General features: G+C 39.7%; 17 protein-coding genes. All 17 read right to left on the bottom strand.

Features of this window, described 5'->3' with window-relative positions; all coding sequences use genetic code 11:
* Positions 1-21: 21 nt before the first annotated feature.
* A complete protein-coding gene (locus AB1K83_RS05035; RefSeq protein WP_413057055.1) occupies positions 22-750 on the bottom strand; it encodes a hypothetical protein in 729 nt (242 codons plus the stop codon).
* 45 nt (positions 751-795) lie between these two features.
* The gene (locus AB1K83_RS05030; RefSeq protein WP_413057054.1) at positions 796-2,358 is read right to left on the bottom strand and encodes a hypothetical protein; all 1,563 of its coding nucleotides are present in this window, start codon (positions 2,356-2,358) and stop codon (positions 796-798) included.
* Entirely contained in the window at positions 2,333-3,247 is a 915-nt protein-coding gene (locus tag AB1K83_RS05025; protein WP_413057053.1) for a CD3337/EF1877 family mobilome membrane protein, read from the bottom strand. The genes AB1K83_RS05030 and AB1K83_RS05025 overlap by 26 nt, the downstream gene beginning before the upstream one ends.
* A gap of 117 nt (positions 3,248-3,364) precedes the next feature.
* Entirely contained in the window at positions 3,365-3,898 is a 534-nt protein-coding gene (locus AB1K83_RS05020; protein WP_413057052.1) for a hypothetical protein, read from the bottom strand.
* Between the two features lie 32 nt (positions 3,899-3,930).
* Positions 3,931-6,519 (bottom strand): ATP-binding protein, encoded by a 2,589-nt coding sequence (locus AB1K83_RS05015; RefSeq protein ID WP_413057051.1) that lies wholly within the window; start codon positions 6,517-6,519, stop codon positions 3,931-3,933.
* Positions 6,520-6,557: 38 nt separating this feature from the next.
* Positions 6,558-7,130, bottom strand: coding sequence for a TcpE family conjugal transfer membrane protein (locus tag AB1K83_RS05010; RefSeq protein WP_413057087.1), 573 nt, complete (start codon positions 7,128-7,130; stop codon positions 6,558-6,560).
* A gap of 120 nt (positions 7,131-7,250) precedes the next feature.
* Entirely contained in the window at positions 7,251-7,472 is a 222-nt protein-coding gene (locus AB1K83_RS05005) for a hypothetical protein (protein WP_413057050.1), read from the bottom strand.
* A gap of 59 nt (positions 7,473-7,531) precedes the next feature.
* A complete protein-coding gene (locus AB1K83_RS05000; RefSeq protein WP_413057049.1) occupies positions 7,532-8,689 on the bottom strand; it encodes a conjugal transfer protein in 1,158 nt (385 codons plus the stop codon).
* Positions 8,690-8,731: 42 nt separating this feature from the next.
* Entirely contained in the window at positions 8,732-8,953 is a 222-nt protein-coding gene (locus AB1K83_RS04995; protein ID WP_413057048.1) for a hypothetical protein, read from the bottom strand.
* Between the two features lie 32 nt (positions 8,954-8,985).
* Positions 8,986-9,684 (bottom strand): hypothetical protein, encoded by a 699-nt coding sequence (locus AB1K83_RS04990; RefSeq protein ID WP_413057047.1) that lies wholly within the window; start codon positions 9,682-9,684, stop codon positions 8,986-8,988.
* A gap of 30 nt (positions 9,685-9,714) precedes the next feature.
* Positions 9,715-10,149 carry a DUF5348 domain-containing protein gene (locus tag AB1K83_RS04985; RefSeq protein WP_413057046.1) on the bottom strand — a complete coding sequence of 145 codons (435 nt, stop codon included), beginning with the start codon at positions 10,147-10,149 and terminating at the stop codon, positions 9,715-9,717.
* Positions 10,124-10,540, bottom strand: coding sequence for a hypothetical protein (locus tag AB1K83_RS04980; protein WP_413057045.1), 417 nt, complete (start codon positions 10,538-10,540; stop codon positions 10,124-10,126). The genes AB1K83_RS04985 and AB1K83_RS04980 overlap by 26 nt, the downstream gene beginning before the upstream one ends.
* Before the next feature lie 19 nt (positions 10,541-10,559).
* Positions 10,560-10,928: a hypothetical protein gene (locus AB1K83_RS04975; RefSeq protein ID WP_413057044.1), complete on the bottom strand. Its 369-nt coding sequence runs from the start codon at positions 10,926-10,928 to the stop codon at positions 10,560-10,562.
* 1 nt (position 10,929) lies between these two features.
* Positions 10,930-11,991 carry a hypothetical protein gene (locus AB1K83_RS04970; protein WP_413057043.1) on the bottom strand — a complete coding sequence of 354 codons (1,062 nt, stop codon included), beginning with the start codon at positions 11,989-11,991 and terminating at the stop codon, positions 10,930-10,932.
* A 638-nt stretch (positions 11,992-12,629) separates the two neighbouring features.
* Positions 12,630-13,280: a hypothetical protein gene (locus AB1K83_RS04965; protein WP_413057042.1), complete on the bottom strand. Its 651-nt coding sequence runs from the start codon at positions 13,278-13,280 to the stop codon at positions 12,630-12,632.
* 7 nt (positions 13,281-13,287) lie between these two features.
* The gene (locus tag AB1K83_RS04960; protein ID WP_413057041.1) at positions 13,288-15,504 is read right to left on the bottom strand and encodes an ATP-dependent RecD-like DNA helicase; all 2,217 of its coding nucleotides are present in this window, start codon (positions 15,502-15,504) and stop codon (positions 13,288-13,290) included.
* The gene (locus AB1K83_RS04955) at positions 15,501-16,430 is read right to left on the bottom strand and encodes a transcription termination/antitermination NusG family protein (protein WP_413057040.1); all 930 of its coding nucleotides are present in this window, start codon (positions 16,428-16,430) and stop codon (positions 15,501-15,503) included. Before AB1K83_RS04955 ends, AB1K83_RS04960 begins: the two co-directional genes overlap by 4 nt.
* Between the last annotated feature and the right edge of the window lie 19 nt (positions 16,431-16,449).

Genomic DNA, 16,449 nt, shown 5'->3' with positions numbered 1-16,449 from the left:
TCTGTTCGCCCCCCTCCTTCCTTATCTTTTTCGGTCATAATTCAAATAGTAATCAGTGACTTGAAACTGGCCATTGCTATCTTTTTCAAACATCATGCTGTATACATCAGAATCTTTTCTGGTCTGCCCATGGCTATCCACCACTTCACTTATAACAACACCATCCCAAGAAATAGCTATCAGTGTAGGAGCAACTGGTTCCTTGATTTCAACTTTTAGCACTTTTCGTGAGATGATACCTTCTATGTCCTTCATCCCTTCAATCTTTTCATCTTCACTATTTCTTAGGTAATCGATATGCCCCTGTACCAATAAACCTTCAATAGAATCCAAATGTTCGGTAGGCTTCTTCCTATCAAACGCATGAATTTTTGTTACAAATTCATGGGCAAGTGCTTTTGTCTCTTCCAAAGATTTTTGCGGAAACATATCAATTTGTGTAGGATTCTTGGTGGCATCATCCGGTACTCTCAAATAGTTTTTTTCAGGACTTTCATCGGCATCATCTTCTCCTTTCAATTCATGAGATATCATTTCACTTTTTGAGGTATTTCGGATTCCAGATTCTTCCTTTGAGGTATATTGCCAAATATTATCATTTTCATTAGACGATGTTTCTTTGACTATTTGCTCATCCAATCTTTTCTTCTTTGCTTTGTCGACAATCCCAACAATGAAACCAAATAACAAAAGCGTGACAGATAGACCTATCACGCTCATCATCAATATCCGTTTTGTCTGCTCACTCACTAACATTTCAACTCCTTTATTATTTTTTCAAACTAGAGAACAGTCCTATTTAGGAATACCATCAAAGGATTTAAGTTTATTTCCTTCCAACAGGGCTTTACGTTCTTTCTCCAATTCGATGGTATTTCTTTCATTTACGATATTGCTAACAAACGTGTTGGCAAATCCGTTTTTCCATTCTCCCTGTTCTGCTTTTTCCACGACGATATCAAAATGTCGCTTCATTTCAGTTTGACTAAGGTTATCAATACCATGAGATTTCAAAGTGTCTAATGTTTGATTAATCATTTCTGGAGGCAAACCATTCTTCGCAAGTTCATTCGTAATCATCGTCTTATTCATATGAAGTTCGTATTCCACTTCCCCGTATACATCCCGCTTTTCTTTCTGTAATTGGAGAGATTTCCTTTCATCAGAAATGCCTTTTGCAAATGTTTCCGCATATCCTTCTGAAAGGTCGCCTTGCACTTTCAATTTATCGTACTGTGTATGCAATTCCCCACTACTTACATCTCGCAATCCATACTTATCTAAAGCCTGCATTGTGGAATCCACCATTTCCGACGACATGCCTGTTTCAGACAGAATAGCTTTTGTTTGTTCTCGCTGCTGCACTCTTCCGGGGAACAATAAATCCTTCTCGAATTCGACCGCTTTGCTCTTTCTGCTATCCAAGACACCCTTCGCAAATGATTCAGCAAAATTGCCTTCCAGGTTATTCTGATCACTAATCTTCTCGAATTGTTCAGATAGTTCATCGTCTGACAGATGATTGATGCCAGCCTTCTCGAATGCTTCCATCGTTTCTTTCTTCATTTCAGGCGTAAGATTTTTATCATCCAAAAATTTATCTAGTTTAGTTTTATCTAGACCGGATAATTTAGTCGCTTGTTGAGATTGAGACATTTTACTTAAATGGGCAAGACGCTGAGCCCTCATTGCGGAACCGGCAATATCACTGACACCACCTTCACCTGTTGCAACCCTACCGATTGAACCGCCGATTGCAGCTCCTGTCATTGCACCGGCTGGACCACCAGCAACTCCTCCGGCGACTGCACCACCAACTGAAGCGACATTTTGCAAACCTTTCTTAAATGGCGCATTGAATGTTCCTGAACTCTCCCTAAGTTCTCGAATTGTGCTTGATGCGGAAGAGAAGATATCCTTGATTCTGTTCCTCAGGATAAAGATTGTTCCAAACAATAATAAGTTGAAAGTTGCCGCTCCTACATAACTATAGAAAGGATTGGACCCTCCACTAATCGATTTGAAATCACCGGCATAAATGATTTCCGAAATTACAAATACGATTAACGCAACAAAAGACACAAAAATCTTCAAGGCTAAAGGGATACCCAGCTCAATGAAATATCGTTTCATAACATTAAATTGACCCGGAATCGCTGAAATTAGCAAAGCGAACGGAGCAAGTGCGGCTATGACCATGAACCAAAACTGGAACAGTATCAAACAGAGTGATAATAAATAAATAGGTAAAGAGACAAGCCCATTGATCATCATGTAGAAATACGAGAATGCTAAACGACTATTTACAGCTGAATATTTCATCATGTGATTACTATGCCCGTTTTTTTGAGGCTTCATCTTCAATAACTTTAGTCAATCTCTCTTCACCAATAGGCTCTTTTAGGATGTTTTTTACGCGCTTTATACCTCTATCTCTATCTCCTCTGCCTATTGACTCAACATCATGTGTCCCGTACTGCATATAGAGATAGGGTCTATCAACAAACATCCCCCAAATACTATCTTTCATTTTTGTTCTTGGATCATCAATATTTAATTCCGAATCAGTAGAATGACTTGGCAAACCTACAACAAAGCCACTAAGATCAGTGGTAATTTTGTTCGCCCCTGTTAAAAGAGCAGTGTAGTTCGTAAACATGAGAATTGCAATTGTGAGTGCAATTATTGTTTGAAACACGGAAGCAAAAGTGTCGAAGAACGCTCTTTTTATAATAAAAATATATAACGCATACATACCTGTCAAAATCGCTATCAGTTTTACTAGATTCCCGAAAAGTCCATTTCCTATACTGAATGTCCCGCCGGAAATACCTGTGATATTTGACATAAGTGATTCTAATTCAATAATTATTTTCTCAGTGAAATCTGCTGTATATGCCAAGTCATACATTACCAACATGGTATAGGTCAAAAACATGTTAATATCAAAAACGATGTTGTTGACCAAATTGACCATCTCACTTAGCTTGTTTCCCACATTTTCCTTGACGTCAGCCCAACCAAAAAGTTTGTCATAGGTATCAGCCCAGAACTTTTCCCCTTCCTCAGAAGACTCTACGTCTTTATCCGATACAGCATCCAAATGATAATAAGATTTTCCGTCATCTCTAAACTCACCATATTGATCCGTGATAATATCCATAATGTCTGTTTTCGGAGAAGAATCTTCTCCGTCGTCCGCTAACCCAGTATGAGTTATACCTAAAGTTAAAAACAGAATCACCATGACTCCACAAAACACTCTTTTATAGTTAGGCACCATAAAAATTTTGGCAATAAAAATAACCCTATGCACTAAGCAAGGGTTATCAATAGCCTGTTACCTCCTCTTTTATTTAGTAATTTAACCTTCTGGTAATTCATGAAGTACAGTACCAGTTTCAGCATTACTATCATTAATTACTTCTGGTCTTTCACCATAATATGATTCGATTTTCCATTCATTATTATCATCTTGTTTTATTATTATCCAGCTGTTAGTTAATACATCTTTGTCATCAGGTGTTCGATATCTATAATAGACTTCCCCCTTCTCATCGTTGTAGAAATTATCATATCTTCTCAATTCATACTTACCTTCAAGTTCTTCAAAACGATTTGGATACTCGTGACTGTCTAATAGATAAGATTTCTTTTCTTTCAGTTCTTCAACTCCATCAGAAGTTAAATACTTCAGGATTTCTGGATAATTTTGTTCAATCTTCTCAACCATGAAATCATGGGCAATTGAATCCGTTTCTTCAAATACCTCTGCATATTTACTCGCATTATCAATGGTTTTTTCATTTGCATCCGCTTCATTTTCAGAGCTACATGCTGCCATCAAAATAGTCATGGCTAGTAGGAGGAAAAATCCCCATATACTTTTTTTAAACAACTCACCACTCCCTTTCAATGGCTTTTATGTTATCATACTACTCTTATCTTTTCACGTTCTCGTTCTGCTTCAGATGAGGTGGAGGAATCAAAAGCATCCAATAGCTCAACGAACACAGGATTGATTTTGACCACAGCAGAACGTCCATAAATATCTTGGAACAGTGCTTCCCCACGATCCAATGATTTCAAGATTTCAATGTTTGCATCTGTCTTCGGTAGGTTGAGATAATCCAACATTTCTTCCGCTTCACTTGTTTTTCGTAATCCGAAACTAAATTTCATTCCCATATTCGCAACATCATTTCCGTGGTCAGAGGCATTTTGTGATCCTTTCATTAGGGTTGTATTATAAAAGCGTCCCATTCGGACAATGAAGTCCATTAGTTCAGCACCAATTGGGCTTCGCTCGATTGCACTCGCTTCGTCTTGCAGAATAAATTTATGGGTGCCTCTCTCACTTTTAAACATGTATTGCTTTGTCCAAGCAGTAATTGAAATCATAATTGCTTCAGAGATCTTGTGTATTGTTCGGGTATTCTTCTTTTCACTGGAAGATGGCAGATTCAAGTTTTGAATCATGAGGACCTGAATTGGTTTATCATGCTCAAGAACTTTGAAATTCTGGCCGACCTCTCCAAACAACAACATGGACAACTGGTTTCGCTTTAACGTTTCTAAAGTACCTCTTAACCTTTCCAGTGACTCATAACGTGTATTCGACATGCTCTCAGGACGATTCTCGTACAAGTCATGGAGATAGGTTAAGACGCGCCCAATACAAGGGTCTTCCTTATTCGCTACTTCCTCCACCGCTTCGCTCAAGATATTGTAGGCATCTTCATTCAAACTGATATTGGCCAGATACGAAAGAATATCCATAGTAATATCTTTGGCTTCCTCAATGCTCGTACTCGTTCTAAACGGGTCGAGTGAGCCGGCATCATCAGGATCAGCACCAAGCGTCCATACCTCAATAAATTCTTTAGGGATAAACGGGAGCCCCTTATCCCATCCAGTCCTGTCTCCTTTTGGATCGATGATTAACCCTTTTGAACCGGTAAGTGTCGCTAGATAAATAAACAAGTTCATGAAGAAGGATTTCCCTCGTCCAGTCATACCGGCTACAAGAACAGAAATTGAGTCTACAACGTTTCCTAATCCATCGAATGCCTTAGCAGCTAGATCCGGCTGAATAAATACCGGTTTAGAAAACTGAGAAGTATGACCGATATAAAATCCGCGGTTATCACCGATATTAGTTGTTGCCCCGAACATCATCCCCGCTAACACGCCGGGTGCCACTTCCATCTTGTAATCATCATGATACTTTTTTGAGCCTGGAATCGACTCCAATAAAAAATGAAGCTGCTCACCGTAAGGGGCAACAATCTTTAAGCCGAACTTGGATAGTTCATTCCGCAATAAGCCGACCCGAGTCTTTAATTGCTCTTCCGATTCAGCGGTCACTTTAAAAACGAATGAACAAGCGAAACCTGGAAACCCTGTCTGCTTGAAATAGTTTTCCATCTGGATCGTGCCGCTCTGAGAGACATCTACACTCATATCAACGTCTTGTCCGCCCTTTTCAGCCTCCTTTCGTTGATCTCTAAATTCTAGTTTAGCATTAGTCAATTTCTTCTTAATAATTTCGTTCGGTTGGTTTTCAGCACGTATTGAAACGGTCAGTGGGAACGGCATACGTAATTGAATACGATAGAGCCATTCGCTTCCGGGATGATGTTGAACATCATCCATATAGTCAATGGTCAAGTACTGGCAGTATAGATTTTCAATTTCGTTATCATCTGTGATTCGACTTAGCTGCAAAGTCTTTGGTCCGACCTCCCTAATATTAGTATTCTGTAAGTCGAAGAAGTCCTTTTTATTATTTCTAACTGCTTTATGTCTCCCTCCTTGCTTATCGATTCCTTCAACGGTATTCCCTATTCGATAAGATGTACGGGGCTTAACATCCGTGTTGTTATTTCGTGTGCTAAAAGTTTTCTCAATAATAAAGACCAATTCCTCCGTCGTGACTTTTTGGATACGGGAGCCAAATGAATTGGCAACTGTGGATTCAATGGAAACCGCTTGGCTTTCGAAAGCTTCGATCTGACTTTGCAAAATATCATCGGGATACAATCCGACTGCTTGATACAGCGGTGATTTGAAACCTTCAAAAAACTGCTTGACGGACGTTAAAGCATTGATTCCAGCATTACCGGAGACATATCTATTTTTCTCAGGGTCTATTTGAATGCCGATGTAATGATGGTATTCACTGGACTCATTCAATTCCCTTTCATTTTCAAGTGCCTTTTTGACTTGCTCTATAAATTGAATCCCGTTCTCCTTCAGGGGATATTCTTTCAAGTTCATTTCCTCAATAGTAGAGTCCAATATCCCTTTTATATTAGTTGGGTTAGGGACGACAAGATAATGGAGGTCTAACCCCACATTTGTTAAGAAGGACATCTGTTGTTGAAAGGGTAACACCTTTTCATCGTCCTCCAAGAAATCATAGTTGAATCCGTCTATTTTGTAATATGCCCAGACAGTTCCATCATGTGAAAAAACTAAGTTATTTTCTATATGTTTAACTGGGAACTCGATTTTCACGTCTACCACTCCTTTTACTTTGAAAAAAGAAGCTGAAATTAGAACAGCTTCTTTTTTGATTTAGTTACAACCTCTTTCTCAGAAATAGTTTTATTATCAAACTCCATAACCACCACTTTATTTATTGAATACGGGCCGAGCATTTCACTAATGACTGGGACCCTGTTTGAAATACGGGCTAGATAATTATTAACTTGAGCATGTTCTTTATTGATTTCAGCAAGCATTCCTGCAGAATTATGCTCTTTCTGGATTGATCTTTTATATGTGAAGTAGTTATAAAATTGGTAGTCTCTTTCCTCATCTACTTCCCGTCCTCTATAGAATGTGATATTTTTCAACTTCCTTACCTGATAGAAAATGAATGAACGAAAGAAGTATATTGGGGACCTTCCTTCCGTCCCTACATCCGCAAGCAGCCAAGCAAGGCCAATCGGAATAATAATCAAAATACCAACCGGTATCCAATTAATTAACCAACCGATTCCGGGAGTGAAGTAAAGGGCTGATTCCACAGCCGCGATTGTAAAGAAATACATAACCGCTTTCAGCCGCAATGGTCTACCCAATTCCAAACCGAAGACTTGATAGAGCTGCCTTTCAAAACGAATGAAATTGTTTAATACATAAAGCGGTATCCTTTTAATGATCTTTCACCTCCCTGCTGTTCGCTGTTAAGGAATCCAAAAAGGAGAAGCAATCCCCTCCTTGCCGTTAAGTTAATACGGGCTTCAGTTACCGAGATTTAATTTCTCGGCAAAAAACTCTGAAATGCTAATCAAAACGTCTGGATTCACGATGAAAATCCCGATAAAAGCAAGGCCGATAACGACACCGATCATTGCAATCCATGCTCTTTTAAACGCTGTCACTATCAATGCAACAAACAGAACGATGAACAGGGCCCATTTGATTTCCTCTGAGAACCATGTAAACAATCCTTCCAAACTCACTTGACTCACCTCCCTTCACAATAAAAAAACACAGACATAATTGTCTGCATCCGGTTTACTCAATCATCCGATTGACTATCTTGGAAAGAGGCCTTATTGTCACCACCATTAGTCTCTTCTAAGATTTCATCTTCCAGCTTCTTATTTTTCAACTCATCGATGTACGATTTATTGTTGATGAACAAAACGGTATAACGCCCCTCCTTCTCGACCAACACTAAGAGATACGTGGAAGTAAATTCAATTCCCGTCTCTGGTTCGGCAAGGATTACTTCGGTTCTAACCACTTTTTCATTGACTCTTTTCCCTTCGAATAACTCCATGTTCTTCACTCTAACAAAATTCATTGTCTGATTCAGACCACTCTGGTGTTTCGGATCATCCACGATATAGGTTAGCTTGTCTTTTGAATCAGTTGAATAGGCTTCAAAAAATGTGTCAAGGAATGCCTTGATATTTTGAGTGCTACCGTCCGTAATTGACTTTAGACCGTTGGTTTCTGGATCAATCGACTTTTCAATTTTCGACTTTTCTACGTGGGTAAAACTGGGCAAATCATATACAATGAATCGCCTTTCGACATCATCATAAAAAACAGGAACAGAAATAAACTTTTCGGTCTTCACTTTCTCTGGAGCGACTGCCGATTTGTCTTCTTTCTGTTTATTGACAGCTGAGCTTTCAAATAGCAAATTCACCTGGAACGTTATACGCGCTTTGGAATCTCCGAGGTTATCTATATGCTTGAGAACAATGTTTTCTCGGGTAAGTGTTGAGCTCCACTTATTACCACTTATTATTGCCTGTTCACTCAATTTTTCTGTTAAATATTGACTAAGCCTTCCAATCCGATCACTCCTCTTCTCGTTATCTATATTCCAATTGAAATATGTCACGAGAAAGCTTTTTGAGAACTCAATCCCTTCAGCAGAGGTTGCTTTATTTATTACCTCTTTGTCTCCCTTATTTGCTGCACTCGATTGTCCATTTGAAGAAAAGACATTAACGAAAACAATCAGCAGCATAAATAAAAAAAGCATCCAGAAAGTGATTGCACCAAATCTCTTAGCCCGATATCCTTTCGGTTTGCTTTTCTTTTCCCGTTTCCGTATCTCTTTCTTTCGTTTTTCATGTTCGGACGATTTTCTGAAGATCTCGACTGCCCTTTTCAATAGACCACCCTTCTGATTACTCGATTTAATTAATCTCTTCCTCAAGACCAGTTACCTCCTCTTTGATTATTTACCCACCTCGTTTTGTCAAAATTTCTTTGAACTTCCTACCATGATAAAAATCGCGACAATCAAGATTAGTGTGGTAACCGTTCCGTATTTAACGAGCGATGATTCATAAAGATTGACTACGTGCATTTTCAACTCCTCCCACAAAGGAATCAACGATGGAAACTGTTCTAGCAATAAACTGCCGATAACGACGATAAGAAAGACCATCAGGATTGTCCCAATTAAGAGTCTAAACATTCTTTCACCCCCTTTCGCAGGACAGACGCATGTCACCATCCTCTACGACGAAAAGGTCGATTCATGCTTTTGGTCACCATAGATGCAAACACAACCATACCGATGAAGTTGCAAAAGCGACTGAGCTTTGACGCGAAGTTTTCTAGTGTAGTAAAGCGCTTTTTACGGCTGACTAAAGTAGGCTGAACACTTACAGGACGCTCTTTTTCTAAAATATCGACGGCCCCCTCATCAGTTGCCGCTCTTCCCTCTTTCTTATAGGCAATCAATTGTTCTAAAACTTGTTTTGAACGATACGATGGGGCCAAGGAGGAACCATTCTTCAAAGCACGATCAATTGTTTCAATATTTTCTTGAAGAGCTTTTTGGTTTTGCTCATAGAACGCCCTTTCTTCCGGTCCATCTTTTTTTGTTTTACGGTAGAGTTTGACGACTGTATTATAGAACCAAATGAAAGTTACAATAACCCCCGTGTAGATAGCAGTGTAAAATAGAAACACAGGTATATAGATGAAAATAAACGGATCAATGCCATTACGAACATAATTCACGAGAACCATGAAGATGGGCATCCAGATGAACGTTCTTTTAACCAACTTGCGGATAGTCACTTTGCTTACTGTCTTGTCACGATTCAGCTTTTCTCGGATATTTTCAAGATCTCTTAATTCCGCTTCCAACATTTCTTTTATAACGACCGCCTTATAAGTCTGCTCCAGATTCATTCGCATAATTATTCACTTCCTTCTCATTAGTCGCCATTAAGGCAAAGCCCTCAATCGAGCCTTTAGCCCATCTAGCTTTATATAAGGCATATCTACGCAGTAATAGTCCCCTCCCCGATGTTCAATTCGAGAAGGTACGTAATAACCGCCGTCCTTCATGTCCAGGTCTTCCCGCCATACGTCAACGGAGGAACCGCTTGTTAATTCTCGTCCGCACAGTTCATAGCGATCCCATTCATTCTTTTGTAAGTGCCCCTCCAGCAAAACCTTTCTACTTAGATCAACTATAGAAGAATAAGCATCTTCCAGCCCGTTCATGGCTTGGTAAAGTGTATGATATTTTTGGACTTCTTCAGCAGATAAAATATAGACATTGATATTTTTCATAAGCTTCTGTGTGTCTGCTAAAAGACGTTTTATTTTATATTCAGCATCAAGATAAGAGTTAATTGTGTCTTCTAATATTTTCATCTGAACACTCTCCAATCTTTATTTGAGAAAGTAATGTAATAAACTCTCTGAATTCGATCACTGATTTCATTCCCAATGCTTCCCGAATCTTCTTTTTCGGGACCCCTTCTTTGAGTAGCATCACAATTTCATTCGTAGTTATATCCTGTCTCTTCTGAAGAATTGCTTCAATATTTGTATCTGTTTTCCACAGGTCGTCACCTACAATACGCATTTCTTTATAATTGGGGCAACCACCGCAAATAGATTCAACCATCTCTCTATCATTTGATCGATCACCCATCATCACCAATTCTTTAAATATGCAGGAATCACATACCCTCAGCGTTTTACATACTTTCAAGAACTTCTGCCTCTTACGATTACGTAGCTCTTCCTTTGTACTAAGCATTTCCTCACCTCCAAAGTGATTAAAATTCAACACCAAAAGACGACAGCATCGCACTGGCGCTATCGTCTATCGCTTGTTCAGTTATTGATGATTCTCCATCTGACTTGCTTACTTGTCCCTCTCCCTTTGCAAGACTGCCATCAATTTTTCCTAGCAACTCTTGATGCTGCTTCTCTAGATTCTCTTTCAACAATTGCACTTCGGCTAACAGGCGTTGATTATCCTGATTCAATTTCTGACCTTCTAAAATTGTGCGATACGCAAATCTCAACATCTGCCGAATGGTTTCGCTCCGTTTATTATCCGGCACTTGTGCAAGTAGGTTAAAGATTTCCTCATCTTCCTCCTTCAGACGAAAACTATAGCGCTTCTCCCAATTCACTTTCATATTAAATCACTGATCTCCGACGCTTTAATTGGTCGAATACAGATTTCCCCAATCTCAAGTAACCGATCGCATTTGCAAATTGGCTTTCTGTAATCATCAACAAACGGTTATCAAAGTGGGGCTGGATGAAAGGCTCGAATAGCTCACCACCTCCACCGGCTAAAAAAATCGCATCAAACAGATCGGATTCTTCAGCCCATACGTTTTTCAAACGATCAACAATATTTGTGGCAATGGATTTCTTACTTGATTGGATAATCTGGCTGAAATCAATCTTGTTACCTTTGTACATCAACCGTTCATCTTTTAAAATCCTTGATATATAATGCTCACTCAAATCCGCTCCACCTGTTTGCGTTTTATAGGCTTGTCTGATATCCCTGTACAAATTGTTCACACCGTCATCCACCGTTCCTGATAACTTCGCTTTCGGGATGAATGATCCGTTCTGCTGAATTTCGACGACGACAAAGTCGGTGGTTCTAAATCCGATATCAATTAAACCGATTAGTGATCCATGGCTCATGAATTGTGGATACGTATATTTTCCTTCGTGATTGATCAACGCTGAAAAGATGGCTGAAGCCCCTTGTGGAAATACTAAGGCACGTTCGATATTCACCTGTTTTGCCCCCTCCACTAAGGGACCTGATTTCCATTCGATATGGGACTGGATGCCTGTTATAGAGGATTGAAAATCCTTTGCTTGCGCCTGGTAGAAGTCTAGAGGCAGACCGGTAGACAGATTCACAGTGCCACCTCTGCCCTCTGTGACAAGCTGAATTGCCGTATTCAGTAAGATATGTGTATAAATATGATTGAACCTCTCGCGTTCAAATATACGGGATAAAGAGCGTGACTCATTTGCTAGCTCTCCCACAAAATAATCTTCGCCCTTAATGGAGATATGCACATTGGCCATATCATTCGGTGTATCCCCGAGGATGTTTGTAATCCCCCTCTCATACCCTTTCCCGACCAGTGATGGGAAGATGACCCTCTTTCCCGATGAAGAAATTGCTTTGACGAATCCATAGCCTAAATCTACTGCAACGTTTTCCAAATCTATGGCCTCCTTTGTTTCGTGTACTGGTCAACTGCCAAACATCTCCACGTTTATCGAATGTCCAGCTTGTTCATACTTCGACTACACCAAATGGTGACTGTGCGTAAGACTGCTGATTCTAAGTCAGTAGTCTTATTGCGTTTCGACTTTACATTTATTACCATATTATCATTGTACTTCAATCTTATTTCATCCTTTCATTGAACACGGGAAAAACATGGGCTGGATAAATATCAGCTAAAAGGAAGCACATCGTCAGCCATCCTTTTTCCAGCCCAGGTTTTCCTACTTTGTTCATTGATATAAAAATCTGAATTACAACAATAGGAGCTTCTTTCCTTTTTTCAACTTAACGGTTTATCCTTATTGCCTGTACTTCGAGACCTTGTATATTAGAGAGTGAGATAGGGCACCATTGCAAAAAACCTCTAAAACCCTATAGCAAAAGGGTTAACTGTCATTTTAGGGTGTGGGGATTTTTCAACACTAGTGTCGATATTTTTCAACACCCCCTTTTCACACTAACCCCCGAAATATTTAAATTAAGCTGTAGAATTTTTTCGACACCCATTGAAAGAAATGCAACAATGCTTATAGGTCAACAATAAAAGGTGTGGAATTTTTTCCACACCCCCCTACCCCTTCTTCTTTTTGAATTCCAGATAACTTTTTCTAGTGAATAGTCTGCCGAATTCTCCTCCATTCTTTATCCAAAGCTTCCACATAAGGAGGACTTTTTTTCGTTCGAGTTTGTCGAATTCAATGACCAATTTAGATAAGGTGGCATTGATTCTGTTCCGGTCACCGGCATAGATGATTTCAGGATTCATGAATATGGGTCTACGTGTGACGCTTCGTTTATGTTCCTTTATCTCTTGCGAGTCAACTATCTCAAGTAGTATCCCTTTTTCGAGCAGACTTTGTATCATCGAGCTGATACCCGTGCGATCACGTTTAAGATACTTCGCAATATCTGATACCGTCATGAACTGACCTGTTTCTGTATCAGTAATACCATTTGAATGTAACTGGACCAATGGCATCAATGAAAAAAGAAACCCCAATTCTGCATTCGTCAGGTATTCTTTCCTGATGAGTACATCGAGGTTCTGTTGGATTGCTTGGACAAATAATGCCTTATTCTTGTCTTTCAATTTATAAAGGCCATACCCCTGTTCATTTGCCTTCTGTTCTTCTTGTGCAACACTCGCCAAATTAACCACATTTTTACCATCACGAATTCTAGCATGCTTCTCAGCAGCTTCCAATGCGTTTTGCATATCCATTTCTATATCATCTCCTTCCGTTGCCTACACTTTCACTTTTGAACCTATTGCTATAGGCATAATACGAAATGATACGATTCGCCAATCTACTGTTTCTCGTGCTTAACTTATTGTTTGAAATAGCAATCTTCATTGCCTCTTGCGTTCCAATCAATACTAATTTCGCTTTTGCCCTTGTCATCCCCGTATACATCAGATTGCGTGCGAGCATCACATAATGGCTTGTAGTGGCAGGAATAATAACGATGGGAGCTTCACCACCCTGCGACTTATGGATTGTAATGGCATAGCCGAGCTCCAATTCCTTGGTGTCGGTTTTCTCATATGACACAGACAATCCGGAAAAATCACATGTCATAATCTCAATAGATTCATTATCCTGATTTACTTCTTTAGAAATACTGGTGATGATCCCGATATCGCCATTGAAAACGCCTTTAGATTGGTTATTCTTAATCTGAATGACCTTATCCCCCTGACGAAAAAGTCTCTTTCCAATATTCCATTCACTTTTTGTGCAATTTGCAGGATTCAAGGCTTCCCGTAACTGTTCATTCAAGGCAAGGGTACCGGCAGGTCCTTTTTTCATCGGGCTCAATATTAAAATATCGGATAAGGAATAGCCCAATTCTTGAAAACGCAAAGCACTTCTGACAATTAGATTCACAATCCGTTTCGGGTCGTCTTGACGAATAAAATAAAAATCACCTTTATCTTTGTCGATAAGAAGTGATTTGCCTTGATTTACTCTATGGGCATTGCTAATAATCTGGCTTTCTTCGGCTTGTCTAAAAACTTCGGTCAGACTAACTGTTGGAAGACCTGCTTCGATCATATCGCTGAGAACATTACCCGGGCTCACAGAAGGCAATTGATCGATATCTCCAACGAATAGAATCTTCGTTTCCCGTTCAAGAGCATCCATAAGTAAACTAGCCAATTGGACGTCCACCATCGACATTTCATCAACCACTAAGAAATCACAAGGAAGTTTCTCTTGCCAATTATATATAGGAACCTCCCCGTGTTGATAACCAATCAACCGATGAATCGTGGATGCTTCATGACCTGCCACTTCTGATAATTGACGACTTGCCTTTCCTGTCGGTGCAGCTAATTGAACAATCTTTTCTGGATTCATTTCTTTATAAATATCGAGCATTGCACGAATAACAGTCGTCTTGCCTGTTCCCGGACCACCAGTGAGTATCAGCATCTGTTCCTCGAACAAGCGCCGAACCGCTTCACGTTGCTTCTCAGCCAAGATGATGCCCTGCTTCTTCTGATATTTCACAATCTGTTTATCGAGTGAAGGCAATGCTTCGCCATCCCGAGAACCTCTCATTTCTGAAAGTTTCCGAGCTAATCTGTCTTCGTAAGTGAATAAAAATTTTGGATAAACGCAATTGTCTTCTATAACGATATGTTTCTCTTCCAATCGGTAAATACTTTGTGCCAATTCATCCATTGAGACTTTATCTGCCTCAACTGTGTTATGGTTCAATGCACGTTCAACTTCTCTTAACAGTTCCTCTTCCAAGACATAGCAATGACCGGAACTGAAACAGATCTCTTTCAAGACATAGTTCACGCAAGCGTCGATGCGAAATCCGGAAAAGGGGGATATGCCTATTTTTCGCGCAATTTCATCGGCTTTCAAAAATCCAATCAGATTCAACTCTGTGAGCTTATATGGATTTTCCATAACAACCGCTACGGTATTGGAATCATACTCTTTGTATAGGCGCATGCCCATACTTGCGTTTATTCCAAAGGAAAGCAATTCCCCAATGACTTTTTGTACCTCGAATGTAGACCGAACACTTTCAACAATAGCACTGGCCCGCTTCTCCCCTATTCCTTTGATACCCCTTAAACTCTGGGCACCCTGTTGAGATATTATGGCCAAAGCCTCCTCACCCAACTGTTCTGCTATGAGGGCTGCTTGCTTCGCTCCGCAACCTTTTACAAGAGGAGAAGCAAGGAAGGCAGTAACTTGGTCCTTTGTTTGCGGCATCGGTCTTTCCCACGACACCACCGCAATCTGTTTCCCGAACTTCGGATGATTCTCCCATGCTCCATGAACCCTTACTTCTTCCCCTTTATCTACACCGTAAATACTACCTTTTATTGTGAGTTCTTCTCGATCTGTCCGCAATTTCGCTATTAGATAGTCCTCTTTTCTATAAAGAACCCTGGAGACTTTCCCGACAAAGGTATTCATTCTAGACTCACCACCTTGTCACGGGAACAAAATATTGATTTAAACCGTTTCAGAAAATCATATGTGCTCGGTGCAGGAAAAGGGTTTTGTAGATCAATTTCGGAATAAAGGATCAAGAAAAGAGGGCTTGGTACAACAACTGTTTGACGTTTTTGACGAACAAACGCCTTGCATCTTTCAACCATTCTCTCAAAAGGGCTAGAAGAATCAACACTGTTTTTCATCTCTTCTACAGAATCAACAAGTTGTGTATCAAGGGTATCAAGCCGTTCGAGCAATTCTTTTTCTTCATGAGTTCCCATTACATCATTTGCCGCATTGAGGAGTTCATTCCGTGCTTCTACAACTTCTTCGTCATATAGTAGTTCTTCAAATTGCATTTCCACTTCTGGAGTAACGTCTACCTGTTGGAAAAATGTATCAATTTCTTCTTGTGGAATGTTATATTTGCTAGGAATACCGATTACATTGGGTACTGACCTTACTAAGTGCCATAGGTTGTCCGGGAAAAAATGAAAGTTCACGTTTAATTCGATTAAGATATATCCACTTAACACACTGCTGATTTTCTTCGTTGCTTTTCGCGCTTCCCTTAGATTTTTCGTAAGATTGCGAATACTGTCCTTATAGCTGCCGAGCAAAGCAAGAGAATTAGCATCTTTGTATACTTTCAGATTGTCACAAGCCGTTCGTAGGCTGTTCAAACCGGCTTGAATTCTTTTTACATACAAGTGATCTGTAATGTCTTCCATGTTCAAAGCAGATAAATCGACAGACGTATGATCCTCACGAATGATTTCTGTAAATGTTTCCATAGCATAAATTGCTTTGACCATTGAATCGCCTGATCTATGCAAAAAGGTTTTCAACATTTCTTTCGCTTCAATTTCTACGCCTGTACGAACCTGAACTACAAAGAAAGCCATCTCTTCTCATCCCTTCGTT

Source organism: Sporosarcina sp. 179-K 3D1 HS, from assembly GCF_047228905.1.
In the GTDB taxonomy this organism is placed as follows: Bacteria; Bacillota; Bacilli; order Bacillales_A; family Planococcaceae; genus Sporosarcina.
The sequence above is the reverse complement of the archived record's forward strand: the minus strand, read 5'-3'. Positions and strand labels throughout refer to the sequence as shown.